Source organism: Pseudomonas sp. BNK-30 (genome assembly GCF_047456185.1).
Lineage (GTDB): Bacteria > Pseudomonadota > Gammaproteobacteria > Pseudomonadales > Pseudomonadaceae > Aquipseudomonas > Aquipseudomonas putida_E.
Window position 1 is genome coordinate 1,477,467 of sequence record NZ_CP179904.1, and the last position, 12,519, is coordinate 1,489,985.

The following is a 12,519-nucleotide window of genomic DNA, read 5'->3' on the forward strand; positions in this document are numbered from 1 at the left end:
GTGGGGGCTTTTGCGAGGAGTGTACAAGAAGGGCTGGGCGGAAGCAGGTTTGCGCAGGGGCAAATGGTTTTTTGCAGCGGGGCATTGTCTGGCCCTGCGGCTGCCGGCTTGCTGGGCAAAGGGCCGCTTGGCGGCCCATACGCGCTTAATCCAGATCTGCCGCCCAATGGCGCTCGGGCACCTGGCTGGCTTCATCTCCCCAGGTGCGGTTGACCCGGGTGCCCCGCTGCACGGCCGGCCGCTGCGCGATTTCTTCGGCCCAGCGCTGCACCTGCGGGTATTCATGCACGGCAAGGAACTCTGCTGCGCCATACAGGTTGCCGCGCACCAGTTGGCCATACCACGGCCATACGGCGATATCGGCAATGCTGTACTCATCGCCACCCAGGTAGCGGCTTTGCGCAAGGCGCCGCTCAAGCACATCCAGCTGGCGCTTGGCTTCCATGGTGAACCGGTTGATGGCGTATTCGAACTTTTCCGGGGCATACACGTAGAAGTGGCCAAAGCCCCCACCCAGATAAGGCGCCGAACCCATCTGCCAGAACAGCCAGTTCAGGGTTTCGGTACGCGCGGCCGCACCGGTGGGCAGGAAGGCTGCGAATTTCTCGGCCAGGTACAGCAGGATCGAACCCGATTCGAATACCCGAACCGGTGGCTCGACGCTGCGATCGAGCAGGGCGGGGATCTTCGAGTTGGGGTTGACCTCAACGAACCCGCTGGAGAATTGGTCGCCTTCGCCGATGCGGATCAACCAGGCGTCGTACTCGGCGCCGCTGTGGCCCAGGGCCAGCAGTTCTTCAAGAAGGATGGTGACTTTCACGCCGTTGGGGGTTGCCAGCGAGTACAGCTGCAACGGGTGCTTGCCAACAGGCAGCGCCTTGTCGTGGGTAGGGCCGGCGATCGGGCGGTTGATACTGGCGAACTGGCCGCCAGAGGCTGACTCATTGCGCCAGACCTTGGGCGGAACATAGGGGGACTTGCTCATGCAGGGGCTCCTTGAGTGGCGCAGACGGTCACATACAGGCGTTGACCCGCATCTATGCCACGGGTTCGCAGAAAAGTGCAAATCCGGTGGCGCCGGCCAGGGTATCAACGCGTTTAGCGGCCACGCCGCCGCGACACGCGCGCCTCGATGTTCTTGCGGCCAATCAGCAGCGGCGGTTTTTCCACTACCGGCTCGTCGGCCAGCCATTTGTACATCACCAGGCAGTCCACCAGGCCCAGGCGGGCGTGGCGGTAAGCCTTGGGCAAGCGGCCGACGGTCTCGAAGCCCAGTTTGTGCCATAGCGCCACGGCCACTTCATTGCTGGCCACCACCGAGTTGAACTGCAGCGCCAGGAAGCCTTCCTGACGCGCCAGTTTCTGTGAGTGTTCGCACATCAGCCTGGCCACGCCGCGACCACGGGCGGCTTCGGCGACCATGTAGCCGCAATTGCCAACATGGGCACCGGGGCCGGCGGCATTGGCCTTGAGGTAGTATGCCCCCAGCAACTCACCGTCCTGCTCGGCCACCAGCGTGTGCAAAGGCAGCTCCAGCCATAGCTGGCGTGCCTGTTCGAAGCTCAGGGCAGGGTCGTAGGCGTAGGTTTCGCGGGCCTGGACAACGGCCTGGAAGGTGGGCCAGAAACGCTCGAAGTCCTCGGGCGTCATGGGGCGGATGTGGATCATGGCGGCAAAAGGCTCCCGGCCTGCTCAGATATAGATGAAGGCCAGCACCAAGGCCGCCACCACCAGCCACTTCTCCAGGTAGTAGCGCATGCGGTTGCGTTTTTTCAGTGCCTTGCCCCGTTCACGAATCTTGTAGATCCGGGTGAACAGGCGGTTGATGCCGCCAGTCTTGTCATTGGCATTGTTCGGCGCTGCCGCGGCAGCCATCACATTGCGGCTGAACCAGCGGTTGAACGCAGTCGCCCAGCGGTATTTCAGCGGGCGCTCGATGTCGCAGAACAGAATGATCCGGTTGTGCTCGGTGGTGTTGGCGGCGTAGTGGATGTAGGTCTCGTCGAACACCACGGCTTCGCCGTCACGCCAGGAATACTTCTCGCCATCCACATCGATGTAGCAGCCATCGTCGTTCGGTGTGTCAAGGCCCAGGTGGTAGCGATAGGAGCCGGCATAAGGGTCGCGGTGGCGCACCAGCTTGGCGCCCGGCGGCAGGGTCGCGAACATGGCTGCCTTGACCGTGCCGATGCCCTGCAGCAACTCGGTGGTGCGCGGGCACAGGTTCATCGCAGACGGGTGGCTTTCGCCGTACCATTTCAGGTAGAAGCGCTTCCAGCCGGTCTTGAAGAAGGAGTTGAAGCCAACGTCGTCGTAATTATCGGACTTCTTGATCTCGCCCACATGCAGCAACTGCTGGGCCTCCTGGCGGATTTCCTGCCAGTGGTCCTTGAGCGGCTGCAGCTCGGGGAACGCTTCTACCGGCAGATAGGGTTTGGCCGGGTGCCTGGAGAACAGGTAAAGGAAGCTGTTGACCGGGGCCAGGAAACTGGAGTGGTCACCCAATTGGCGGGTGAGCTTGTGGCGTACCCGACCGCGCAGATGAACATAGGCGATCGAGAGGGCAAAGATCAGTACGAGTGCAATTTTCATGGACGATTACTTGTCGAAAAATGGCCATGCGCCATGGCATAAGCCCGCCAGCATAAACAATCATGGGGGGAGTTTGTACAGATAGTTTGTACCGAGGTTGGCGAGATTTGCGGCCGACCAAGGTGTAATGGCCGTAGTTTGCGCAAACGTTTAAGGTAAAGGAGCACGCATGGTTCAGGACCCGCGCCGCAGTGGCGCCCCCTTCAAACGGCTGTTTTTTGCCCTGCCGGTAACCGACGCCCAGCAGCGTGCGATAGCCCAGTGGCGGCGTGGCCTCCAGCTGCGTAGTGGCAAACCGGTGCCCAGTGCGAACTTCCACCTGACCCTGATGTTTCTAGGCGATGTGGATGCAGCGCAGGTACCGGCGATTTGCGCTGCGGTGGACAACCTGGCGCGCCCTGATGCCCCCCTGCGCTTGCTGCTCGATCAGCTCAAGGTCTGGCCGCGGGCAAACGTGCTGGTGCTCGAGCCGCAGCAGGCCCCGGCTGCGCTGCGCCATCTGGCCTATGGGCTGCAGCAGGCACTGCTGCCCATGGGCTTTGCCGAGCAGGCCCATGATTACCGGCCACACCTGACCCTGTCACGGGACTTTCGCGGCCAGGCGCCCGAGGCCAGCGTGGCGCCCGACTTCTTCATCGTCGCCCGGTACTTCGCGCTCTACGAGTCGCGCAAAGGCCAGTACCTGCCGCTGGCGCAGTGGCCGTTGACAGCGTGAAGCGGGTTCAGCGCGTATCGATGTCTTGGTCGACGGCCTTGGCTGGGCCCGCTTGTCGCCCGTACAGTCAGGCAGGCAAACTCTGATAGGCCTGCTCATCCCCCGGGCTACGGGCAAACTGGCGTTTGTACTCGCGGCTGAACTGTGAGGTGCTCTGATAGCCCACCCGGTGCGCCGCCTGCGCCACGCCCAGCCCTTCGCCGATCAGCATCTGTTGCGCCTTGAGCAGCCGCAGGCGCTTGAGGTACTGCATCGGCGCCATGTCGGTGCAGCGCTTGAAGTGCTCGTGGAAGGTCGACACGCTCATGTTCGCCCGCGCAGCCAATGCCTCGACGCTCAGCGGCTCGGTGTAGTGTTCACGCAGGTGAGCGAGGGCGGCGCCGATGCGCGCGAAGTGCCCCTGCTGCTCGACCAGCGCCCGCAACACCCCGGCCTGGGGCCCACGCAGTGCGGTGTACAGAACCTCGCGCACCCGCGCCGGCCCGAGCACCTTGGCGTCTATCGGGTCCTGCAGGCAGCGTAACAGCCGCTCGACGCATTCGCGCATGGGCACATCCAGCGCTGCCGAGGTCATCGACTGCGGTGTCTGCGCCTGCACTGCGGGGTCAGGCGCCAACGCCATGCTCTGTACCAGTTCACCCAGCACGCCACGGTCGATGTCCACAGCCACGCCCAGCAACGGCGCTTCGGCGGTGGCGAAGGTTTCGCACATGAACGGCACCGACAGCGCCTGCACCAGGTAATGCCCGGCGCCGTACTCTAGGGTGCGCGGGCCAAGGCGCGCCAGCTTGCTGCCCTGGGCCAGGATCATCAGGCTGGGCTCGTAGATCTGCGGGCTGCTGGCCACGTAATGGTCCCAGCTCAAAACCTGGACCTGTGGCAGATGAGTGGGCACGAAGCCCGGGCGTGTGGCCAGGCTGCGGATCAGGGCGCACAGCGTGGCGTTGGCGTCGACGTGGCGGGTCAGTTGCATGATGGACCATGGGCAGAGAATCAGACACTTGCATCATCTCAGATTTGAGGCTTGGCGCCAGGTGGCTCTGGCCAGGTTCGGAGAATCAGGCATTCACCTCGGAGGATCTGCTGTGGCCGGGGAGGGCGAGGATGCGGAAAATGTATCGACTGAATCGTTTCACTTTCACCTGAGGTCTTGTATGTACACTGCTATCGGTTACGCCGCCCAAACCCCGACCAGCCCCTTGGCACCCATGACCTTCGAGCGTCGCAGCCCGCGCCCGGACGATGTCGCCATCGAGATCCTCTACTGTGGCGTTTGCCACTCCGACATCCATCAGGCCCGCAATGAGTGGGGCATTGCCGTGTACCCGCTGATGCCCGGGCACGAGATCGTCGGCCGCGTCACTGCGGTGGGCGAGAAGGTATCGGCGCACAAGGTCGGTGACCTGGTCGGCGTTGGCTGCATGGTCGATTCCTGCCGCCACTGCGAGGCCTGTGCCAAGGACCTGGAGCAATACTGCCTGGAAGGCCCGACCATGACCTACGCCACCCCGGACCGGGTCGATGGCAGCAATACCATGGGCGGTTACTCCAGCAGCATCGTGGTCAGCGAGCACTTTGTGGTGCGCATCCCGGCCGGGATGGACCTGCCCAGCGCGGCGCCGATTCTCTGCGCCGGTATCACCACCTACTCGCCGCTCAAGCACCATGGCGTCGGCCCTGGCCACAAGGTCGGCATCCTTGGCATGGGCGGCCTGGGGCACATGGGTATCAAGCTGGCCAAGGCGTTGGGCGCTGAAGTGACATTGTTCACCCGCTCGCAGGCCAAGGCCGAGGAAGCCCGTCGCCAAGGCGCCGACCATGTGATCGTGTCCACCGATGCCGAGCAGATGCGCGCCGCTGCCGGCCGCTTCGACTTCCTGCTCGACACCATTCCGGTGCAGCACGACCTGAACCCGTACCTGGAGACGCTGAAGTTCGATGGCGTGCATATCCTGGTGGGCCTGATCGAGCCGATCGACCCGGCGCTGCACGCAGCCAACCTGGTGATGAAGCGCCGAGTGCTGGCCGGCTCGCTGATTGGTGGTATCGCCCAGACCCAGGAAGTGCTGGATTTCTGTGCCGAGCACGATATCCGTTGCGATATCGAGATGCTGGATATCCGCAATATCAACCAGGCTTACGAGCGCATGATCGCCGGTGATGTGAAGTACCGTTTTGTCATCGACATGGCGACGCTGCAGGGCTGACCCATCCCAGCCAGGCGTTGCCCCCAGACCAGATGGGCGATCTGGTCTGGGGGCAACGCCCATTCCCCTGCGCACGTCTGCGCGTCTGGTTGTGAGGCGCGCTGTTGACGCGTACCATGCCGGCATTCCCTCCAATAACAAACCCGTGCCTCAGCGCGGCCGATACTTGGCCCCTGACGCGCGTCCTTTCGCCTTGCCTGCGGAGAATAGAATTCGCCCCATGAACGGACCTGTCCCCACCAACCTTGCGCCAACCACCGGTGGCGGCAGCTGGCTGAGTGTGATCGCCCTGGCCCTCGCGGCTTTCATCTTCAACACCACTGAGTTCGTCCCGGTGGCGCTGCTCAGCGACATCGGCCGCAGTTTCGACATGAGCACCGCTCAGGTCGGCCTGATGCTGACCATCTATGCCTGGGTGGTGGCCTTGGCCTCGCTGCCGATGATGCTGCTCACGCGCAACATCGAGCGTCGACGCCTGCTGTTGTTCGTGTTTTTGGTGTTCGTGGTCAGCCACCTGCTGTCGTGGCTGTCGCAAAGTTTTGCCATGCTGCTGCTGAGCCGCATCGGCATCGCCCTGGCGCATGCCGTGTTCTGGTCCATCACCGCCTCGCTTGCGGTGCGTGTGGCGCCGCCAGGCCAGCAGGCCAAGGCGTTGGGCTTGCTGGCTACCGGTACGACCCTGGCAATGGTCCTGGGCATCCCGCTGGGGCGCGTGGTGGGCGAGGCGCTGGGCTGGCGGGTCACCTTCCTCAGCATTGCCGGAGTGGCGCTGGCCACCATGCTTTGCCTGATGAAATCGCTGCCGCTGCTGCCCAGCCAGAACTCCGGTTCGCTGCGCAGCTTGCCGATCCTGTTCAAACGCCCTGCACTGGTGATCACGTATGTGCTGGTGACCCTGGTGATCACTGCGCAATTCACGGCGTACAGCTACATTGAGCCGTTTGCCCTGCAGGTGGCACAGATCAGTGGTGAGCGCATCACGTTGTTGCTGCTGCTGTTCGGCGGTGCAGGGGTGTTTGGCTCGGTGCTGTTCAGCCGCTACAGCGACCACTTTCCGCATGGCCTGCTGGTAGGCTCGATCGGCTTGCTGGCGGCTTGCCTGCTGCTGCTGTTGCCGCTGGCGAGCAACTTCTATCTGTTTGCCGGGCTGAGCATGTTCTGGGGAGTCGCGATCCTGAGCTTCAGCCTGTCGCTGCAGTCCAAGACCCTGAAGCTGGCGTCCGATGCCACGGACGTGGCGATGGCGCTGTTCTCGGGCATCTATAACATCGGCATTGGCGGTGGGGCGTTGCTGGGCAGTATCGTCAGCAGCCAGATGGGGGTGGCCTCTGTCGGGTGGGCCGGCGGCAGTGTGGCGGTGGTCGGCTTGCTGCTGGCAATGGCCAGTACCCGGCGCTTTCGCGAGGCCCTGAGTCATTGATTGACGTTACCGGCCCTATCGTCGGCAGTTGCCGACAGGGCCGGTACAGCCCACCTTCAACTCAGCCAAGCAGTGCAGCCCAGGCCGACACCAGCAACATGCCCGCCAACCCCCGGTTGAACCATAGCAACCGCCCCGGCGCCTGCAGCCAGCGCGCACTGCCTACCCCCAACAGTGCCCAAGTTGTCATGCACGGCAGGGCGATCAATAAAAACACCAGTGCCAATTGCCACACCGGCAGCGACGGCGCTGCAAACACGCCGATCACCGCCACAGCCATCATCCACACTTTCGGGTTCACCACTTGCAGCGACGCTGCGCTGAGGGCGTCGAAAGGCTTGGCTGCGCTGACATCCAGGGGCTGCCCCGCGCTGCGCAAAATGCGCCATGCCAGCCAGCTCAACCACAGCACTCCGGTCCAGCTCATCACCTGCTGGGCCAGCGGGTGACGCACCAGCAAGTCACCAAGGCCCAGGCCGACCAGCAACACGACCGCTGCCGCCGCGCCGCAACCCGCCAGGATCGGCGCCACGCTTGCGCGCAGGCCCTGCCGTGCGCCATGGGCAAGGATCAGCAGGTTGGTAGGCCCGGGGCTGATACTGGCGACCAGGGCGAAGAGCATGAACGGCAACAACGAATGCGACATGGTGAACGGCTCCTATTGAACAGGGCACCATGCTCGGCGATTGCTGCGTGTCAGTCTGGAAGGTTTGAGCAGCGGCGCCGGTAGTCCGCTGGGGTGAGCCGGTAGGCACGGCGGAACCAGCGCCCCAGGTGGCTCTGGTCAGCAAAGCCGAGCGCCATGGCCACTTCGGTCGGTGTCTGGCCTTGGGCAAGCAAACGCCGGGCACGGGCCAGGCGCAGCTGGATCAGATAGGCGTGCGGCGCCAGGCCGAATGCGGCCTTGAACGCACGGGTCAGGCGGAAGCGGTCCACGCCGCAGGCCAGTGCCAGGTCGTCCAGGCCGATGTCTTGGTCGAGGTGGGCATGCAGGTAGTCGCGCGCCCGCTGTGCCGTCAGCGGCAGGCGCGGGTCGGGGTTCAAGCGCTTGCGCCAGTGCAGGTGGCCGGTGAGGCAACTGAGCAGGTCATCGGTGGCAGTTTGCCGCACGATGCGCATTTCGCCACCATGCACCGCCTGAAAGGCGAGGGTAGTTGCGCGGGCAAGCTGGCGATCATCGCACAGCGTATCGGCGAAGCTTGGCAGGCTGTCACTGGGCGCCTGCTCGAACAGCACGCGTAGCTCGGCCTCAAGCCATTTTGGCTCCAGGTACAGGGTCGAATAAGTAAAGCCTTCTGCCGTTGGCGCATCGCCGTCGTGAATGTCGCCAGGCTCGAGCAGAAACACCTGCCCGGGCGTGCTGTGATGGCGTGTACGGCGGCAATGGAACTGCTGCACACCCTGCTCGGTGACCCCTACCAGAAAGCTCTCATGCCAGTGCGGGTCGTAGGCGTGGCCAACGAAATGCGCACGCACCGACTCGATGCCGGTGTCGGCGTCTTGCTTGAGGTCGATCCAGTCGGGCATGGCGGCGAGGCTGCAGAGGGTAGGGCAGTTCACCTTAACGCAGAACCCCACCTGCGTTTAGAACAATTGTGCACCGCAGGCTTCAGTGCGGCTGCTGTGCCGCGAAACGCTCCCGCAGCCACAGGTGCAACTGCGATACCGCAGGCGACAGCTGCTTGCGGTGTGGGCACACCAAGGTTACCGGGCTCAGTTCGCCCGGGTGCTCCGGCAGCAGCACTTCCAGTTCGCCAGTCGCCACATTGGCGCTGACATCCAGCCACGACTTGTAGGCAATGCCCTCGCCGAGCACGGCCCAGCGCCGCACCACATCGGCATCGTCGCTGAACAGCGGGCCGCTCACCTGCACGGTACGGTTGCCCAGCCGCCACTTGTCGTAGGTTCGCCCCTGTTGCAGGTAAAGCAGGCACGCGTGCTGCTGCAAGTCATCCAGCATCTGCGGCCGCCCATGACGCGCCAGGTAGGCCGGCGAGGCCACCAGCACGCGGCGATTCCACGGTGCCAGTGGCAGGGCGATGTAGTTGGCTTCTTCGTTCAGGCCATAACGTATGGCCACGTCCACCGGGTCGCGGAACAGGTCGGCAACGTGGTCGGACAGGTGCAGCCGCAGGGTCAGCTCAGGATGCTCACGGCGAAAATCACTCAACCACGGCAGCAGGATGTTGCGGCCAAGGTCCGAGGGCGCCGACACCTGCAGCACCCCACGCAGGGTGCTGTGCGCGCCGTGCAGGTTATCGCGGCCCTGGCGCAGGCTCTGCAGCACGCTGAGCGCGGTGGGCAGGTACAGCTCACCCTCGGCTGTCAGGCGCAGGCTGCGGGTGGTACGTGCGAACAGGCGCACGTCCAGGTCGCGCTCCAGGCGTTTGATGGCGGCTGCGACCTGCCCGGGCAGCAGGTCTGCCTCGTGGGCAGCGGCGGTGAAACTTCCCAGTACGCTGCTGCGCACGAACAGTTCGAGGTCGGCGATGCGGAGCATTTTCACTCCATGGGTGAAAGTGTTGCTGCATTTTGCCGCTTTTTCTGGTTTGTAGGAAAGATAATATGCGCCACACGTCCCGTTCCGCTTAAGGAGTTGCAACATGGATACCGTTTCTCTGGCCAAGCGCCGCTACACCACCAAGGCGTACGATGCTGCCCGCAAGATCCCTCAGGCCACCATCGACGCCTTGCTCGAGCAGCTGCGCCACAGCCCATCCTCGGTCAATTCGCAGCCATGGCACTTCATCGTGGCCGACAGCGCCGAGGGCAAGGCACGTCTGGCCAAGAGCACGCTGGACGGTTTTGCCTACAACACGTCGAAGATCCTTGATGCTTCCCATGTGATCGTGTTCTGCACCCGCACCGACATGACCGAAGCACACCTGGACGCCGTGCTCGACCAGGAAGCGGCTGACGGACGTTTTCGTGATGATCAGGCCCGTGCCGGCCAGAACCAGAGCCGTCGCCATTATGTGAACCTGCACCGCTACGATCAGAAAGACCTGCAGCACTGGATGGAGAAGCAGACCTACCTGGCCCTGGGTACTGCGTTGCTCGGCGCTGCCGCCCATGGCCTGGACGCAACGCCGATCGAAGGTTTCGACAGCAAGATCATGGATGCCGAACTGGGCCTGCGTGAGCAGGGTTACACCAGTGTGGTGCTGCTGAGCCTGGGTTATCGCAGCGAGTCGGACTTCAATGCCGGGCTGAACAAATCGCGCTTGCCGGTTGCGAAGGTATTTACCTTCCTTTAAGGCAAGCGTCGTCAGTACCGGCCTCTTCGCGGCCCTGCCCGCAAAGAGGCCGGTTCAGCAGGCGGTAAAGCCCGGGTTCACCACAAGGCCGGTGAAGCGCCCGCAACTGTGCGTTCAAACACCTCGATCGCCTTTTCCACCTCGGCTTCGCTGGTAAACCGCCCGATGCTCATGCGCACGCTTTTGCGCGCCTGCGCCTCATCCAGCCCCAACGCCAGCAGCACATGCGACGGCGCGTGGCTCGCCGAATTGCACGCCGAGGTGGTCGACAGCGCCAGCTCACCGGCCAGCGCCATGCTGTTGAAGCCCGGGGCCTCGATACACAGGTTCAAGGTATGCGCAATGCGCTGGTCGGCGCAGCCGTTAAGCTTGACCCCTGGCACTGCCAGCAGCCCCTCGCGCAGCCGCCTGGCAAGCCGCTCGATGCGCTGGTGCTCGCTGTCGCCAGGCTGGCCGGCCAGGGCGAAGGCGCTGCCCATGCCAACGATCTGATGGGTAGGCAGGGTGCCTGAGCGCAGCCCACGCTCATGGCCACCACCGTGAATCTGCGCACGCATCAAGGCACGTGCGCGAGCCCCGACATACAGCGCACCGATGCCTTTTGGCCCATAGACCTTGTGGGCAGAAAACGACATCAAGTCTACCGCCATCGCCCGCAAATCGATGGCCAGCTTGCCCACCGCCTGGGCTGCATCCACGTGCAGCAGGGCGCCATGGGCGCGCACACGTTCGCCAATGGCAGCGAAATCGGTGACGGTGCCCAGTTCGTTGTTGACCGCCATCAGTGACACCAGGCGGGTATCGTCGCGCAGGGCCGCTTGTACGTCATAGGGTTGAATCAGGCCGGCAGCGTCCGGTGCCAGGCGGGTGACTGCCCACCCTTGGCGCTCCAGTTCGCTGACGGTATCGAGCACGGCCTTGTGCTCGAGCTGACTGGTAATCAGGTGGCCTGGCTGGCCCATGCCCTGGGCGATGCCTTTGAGTGCAAGGTTGTTGGACTCGGTGGCGCCCGATGTCCAGACCAGGTCCTGCGCGCTCGCCCCGACGCAGTCGGCCACTTGCTGGCGAGCTTGCTCGACGGCATCGCGGGCGCTCTGGCCGTAGGCGTGACCGGAGGAGGCGGGGTTGCCGAAGTTCACCTGGCGGCCGAGGCAGGTGAGCATGGTTTCGATGACGCGCTCGTCTACCGGTGTGGTGGCGGCGTAGTCGAAATAGAGTGGGGAGCTGGGCATGGCGGTGGGTCCGTCGCTGTCGCCGCGGGTTCGGCGATCCTGACAGCAAGCGTACCCTCGGCGCTGCGAAAATTTTTGCCCTTGATTTCATGATTTAACAGGTTTTGTAGAAAAATATTCTCCAAAGGCGGTTGATCGTAGGCCATTTAGAGGGTGCCGGAGGGGTCACACGGGTTTCGGCGCCCGTTCTTCTTCCGCTACCACCCGTTGGCACAACTCGATGATCTGCTCGCGCATCCAGCGGTTGGCCGGGTCCTGGTCGGTGCTTTCATGCCAGTACAGGTGCGTTTCAAGCGCAGGCACTTCCACCGGCAAGGGCTGGTAGCGCAATTGGTGGCGACGGGCAAACCGTTCTGGCACGGTCATCGCCATGTCGGTCTGTTGCAGCACCTGTGAAGCCATCAGGTAATGTTGCGAGCGCAGGGCGACCTTGCGTTGCACGCCCATTTTGCCTAGCGCCAGATCGACATAACCCAGGCCGTTTCGACGGCTGGAAATATGGATATGGGTCATGCCCAGGTAGCTCTCGACGGTGAGTTTGGCGTCGGCCAGCGGGTGGCCCTGGCGCAGGGCGCAGACGTATCGGTCCTGCATCAGCTTGACATGGCGCACCTGCGGATCTGTGTTCAAGGGTGCGTCGACGGCGAAGTCCAGGCGCCCTGCAGCCAGCTCCTTGGTAGTTTCGCGGCGCTTGCACAGGAAGCTCTCGATCAACACCGCAGGCGCCAGCCGCCGCAGGCGCTGGAACAGCGGGGGCAGGATCACCGCTTCGGTAAGGTCGGTCATGCTGATGCGGAAGGTCTTGTTGGCCTGCTGCGGGTTGAAGATGCGGCTTTCCTGCACCGAGGTGCGCAGCAGCGCCAACGCGTTGCGCACCGGGCCGATGATGTTCTGCGCCATGGGGGTGGGCACCATGCCCTGGGCGGTGCGCACGAACAAAGGGTCGTTGAAGGTTTCGCGCAGGCGCGAGAGAGCGTTTGACACCGCTGGTTGGGTAATACCGACGATCTGCCCGGCGCGGGTCAGGTTGGCTTCGGTGTAGATCGCATCGAAGACGATGAACAGGTTCAGGTCGACCTTGCTGAGGTTCATGGGC

Annotated in this window: 13 protein-coding genes; 4 read left to right on the top strand and 9 right to left on the bottom strand. The window is 63.6% G+C overall.

Annotated features, from left to right (window positions below; all coding sequences use genetic code 11):
- Positions 1-145 precede the first annotated feature (145 nt).
- The 3 genes from yghU to lpxO all read right to left on the bottom strand — a co-directional run bounded on the left by yghU (position 146) and on the right by lpxO (position 2,592).
- The gene (yghU, locus tag ACMGGN_RS07030; protein ID WP_046785783.1) at positions 146-985 is read right to left on the bottom strand and encodes a glutathione-dependent disulfide-bond oxidoreductase; all 840 of its coding nucleotides are present in this window, start codon (positions 983-985) and stop codon (positions 146-148) included.
- 113 nt (positions 986-1,098) lie between these two features.
- Positions 1,099-1,668: a GNAT family N-acetyltransferase gene (locus tag ACMGGN_RS07035; protein WP_115274496.1), complete on the bottom strand. Its 570-nt coding sequence runs from the start codon at positions 1,666-1,668 to the stop codon at positions 1,099-1,101.
- Positions 1,669-1,692: 24 nt separating this feature from the next.
- Positions 1,693-2,592: a lipid A hydroxylase LpxO gene (gene lpxO, locus ACMGGN_RS07040; RefSeq protein ID WP_046785785.1), complete on the bottom strand. Its 900-nt coding sequence runs from the start codon at positions 2,590-2,592 to the stop codon at positions 1,693-1,695.
- A gap of 169 nt (positions 2,593-2,761) precedes the next feature.
- On the opposite strand from lpxO, the gene thpR reads away from it, so the two are divergent.
- Entirely contained in the window at positions 2,762-3,307 is a 546-nt protein-coding gene (gene thpR, locus ACMGGN_RS07045; protein WP_251962519.1) for an RNA 2',3'-cyclic phosphodiesterase, read from the top strand.
- Positions 3,308-3,374: 67 nt separating this feature from the next.
- Here the strand turns inward: thpR and ACMGGN_RS07050 are convergent, their stop codons facing one another.
- On the bottom strand, positions 3,375-4,280 hold the full coding sequence (locus ACMGGN_RS07050) for an AraC family transcriptional regulator (RefSeq protein WP_119687267.1): 906 nt from the start codon (positions 4,278-4,280) through the stop codon (positions 3,375-3,377).
- 181 nt (positions 4,281-4,461) lie between these two features.
- On the opposite strand from ACMGGN_RS07050, the gene calA reads away from it, so the two are divergent.
- Positions 4,462-5,514: a vanillin reductase gene (gene calA, locus ACMGGN_RS07055; protein WP_125923797.1), complete on the top strand. Its 1,053-nt coding sequence runs from the start codon at positions 4,462-4,464 to the stop codon at positions 5,512-5,514.
- 220 nt (positions 5,515-5,734) lie between these two features.
- A complete protein-coding gene (locus ACMGGN_RS07060) occupies positions 5,735-6,934 on the top strand; it encodes a sugar transporter (RefSeq protein ID WP_046785789.1) in 1,200 nt (399 codons plus the stop codon).
- A gap of 61 nt (positions 6,935-6,995) precedes the next feature.
- On the opposite strand, the gene ACMGGN_RS07065 is transcribed toward ACMGGN_RS07060, so the two are convergent.
- The 3 genes from ACMGGN_RS07065 to ACMGGN_RS07075 all read right to left on the bottom strand — a co-directional run bounded on the left by ACMGGN_RS07065 (position 6,996) and on the right by ACMGGN_RS07075 (position 9,434).
- Complete coding sequence (locus tag ACMGGN_RS07065; protein ID WP_115274500.1) at positions 6,996-7,580, bottom strand: LysE family translocator; 585 nt, start codon at positions 7,578-7,580, stop codon at positions 6,996-6,998.
- A 50-nt stretch (positions 7,581-7,630) separates the two neighbouring features.
- Complete coding sequence (locus ACMGGN_RS07070; protein WP_414156597.1) at positions 7,631-8,461, bottom strand: AraC family ligand binding domain-containing protein; 831 nt, start codon at positions 8,459-8,461, stop codon at positions 7,631-7,633.
- A gap of 82 nt (positions 8,462-8,543) precedes the next feature.
- Complete coding sequence (locus tag ACMGGN_RS07075) at positions 8,544-9,434, bottom strand: LysR family transcriptional regulator (RefSeq protein WP_119687264.1); 891 nt, start codon at positions 9,432-9,434, stop codon at positions 8,544-8,546.
- Positions 9,435-9,537: 103 nt separating this feature from the next.
- On the opposite strand from ACMGGN_RS07075, the gene nfsB reads away from it, so the two are divergent.
- Positions 9,538-10,191: an oxygen-insensitive NAD(P)H nitroreductase gene (gene nfsB / locus ACMGGN_RS07080; protein ID WP_174141862.1), complete on the top strand. Its 654-nt coding sequence runs from the start codon at positions 9,538-9,540 to the stop codon at positions 10,189-10,191.
- A gap of 77 nt (positions 10,192-10,268) precedes the next feature.
- Here the strand turns inward: nfsB and ACMGGN_RS07085 are convergent, their stop codons facing one another.
- Together ACMGGN_RS07085 and ACMGGN_RS07090 are read right to left on the bottom strand one after the other, a co-directional pair.
- Positions 10,269-11,423 (bottom strand): cysteine desulfurase family protein, encoded by a 1,155-nt coding sequence (locus ACMGGN_RS07085; RefSeq protein WP_174141863.1) that lies wholly within the window; start codon positions 11,421-11,423, stop codon positions 10,269-10,271.
- Between the two features lie 165 nt (positions 11,424-11,588).
- On the bottom strand, positions 11,589-12,515 hold the full coding sequence (locus ACMGGN_RS07090) for a LysR family transcriptional regulator (RefSeq protein ID WP_174141864.1): 927 nt from the start codon (positions 12,513-12,515) through the stop codon (positions 11,589-11,591).
- Positions 12,516-12,519 lie beyond the last annotated feature (4 nt).

Excerpts from the sequence above, each read along its gene's own strand:
- yghU (WP_046785783.1), bottom strand. The coding sequence starts at position 985 with ATGAGCAAGTCCCCCTATGTTCCGCCCAAGGTCTGGCGCAATGAGTCA.
- ACMGGN_RS07035 (WP_115274496.1), bottom strand. The coding sequence starts at position 1,668 with ATGATCCACATCCGCCCCATGACGCCCGAGGACTTCGAGCGTTTCTGG.
- lpxO (WP_046785785.1), bottom strand. The coding sequence starts at position 2,592 with ATGAAAATTGCACTCGTACTGATCTTTGCCCTCTCGATCGCCTATGTT.
- thpR (WP_251962519.1), top strand. The coding sequence starts at position 2,762 with ATGGTTCAGGACCCGCGCCGCAGTGGCGCCCCCTTCAAACGGCTGTTT.
- ACMGGN_RS07050 (WP_119687267.1), bottom strand. The coding sequence starts at position 4,280 with ATGCAACTGACCCGCCACGTCGACGCCAACGCCACGCTGTGCGCCCTG.
- calA (WP_125923797.1), top strand. The coding sequence starts at position 4,462 with ATGTACACTGCTATCGGTTACGCCGCCCAAACCCCGACCAGCCCCTTG.
- ACMGGN_RS07060 (WP_046785789.1), top strand. The coding sequence starts at position 5,735 with ATGAACGGACCTGTCCCCACCAACCTTGCGCCAACCACCGGTGGCGGC.
- ACMGGN_RS07065 (WP_115274500.1), bottom strand. The coding sequence starts at position 7,580 with ATGTCGCATTCGTTGTTGCCGTTCATGCTCTTCGCCCTGGTCGCCAGT.
- ACMGGN_RS07070 (WP_414156597.1), bottom strand. The coding sequence starts at position 8,461 with ATGCCCGACTGGATCGACCTCAAGCAAGACGCCGACACCGGCATCGAG.
- ACMGGN_RS07075 (WP_119687264.1), bottom strand. The coding sequence starts at position 9,434 with ATGCTCCGCATCGCCGACCTCGAACTGTTCGTGCGCAGCAGCGTACTG.
- nfsB (WP_174141862.1), top strand. The coding sequence starts at position 9,538 with ATGGATACCGTTTCTCTGGCCAAGCGCCGCTACACCACCAAGGCGTAC.
- ACMGGN_RS07085 (WP_174141863.1), bottom strand. The coding sequence starts at position 11,423 with ATGCCCAGCTCCCCACTCTATTTCGACTACGCCGCCACCACACCGGTA.
- ACMGGN_RS07090 (WP_174141864.1), bottom strand. The coding sequence starts at position 12,515 with ATGAACCTCAGCAAGGTCGACCTGAACCTGTTCATCGTCTTCGATGCG.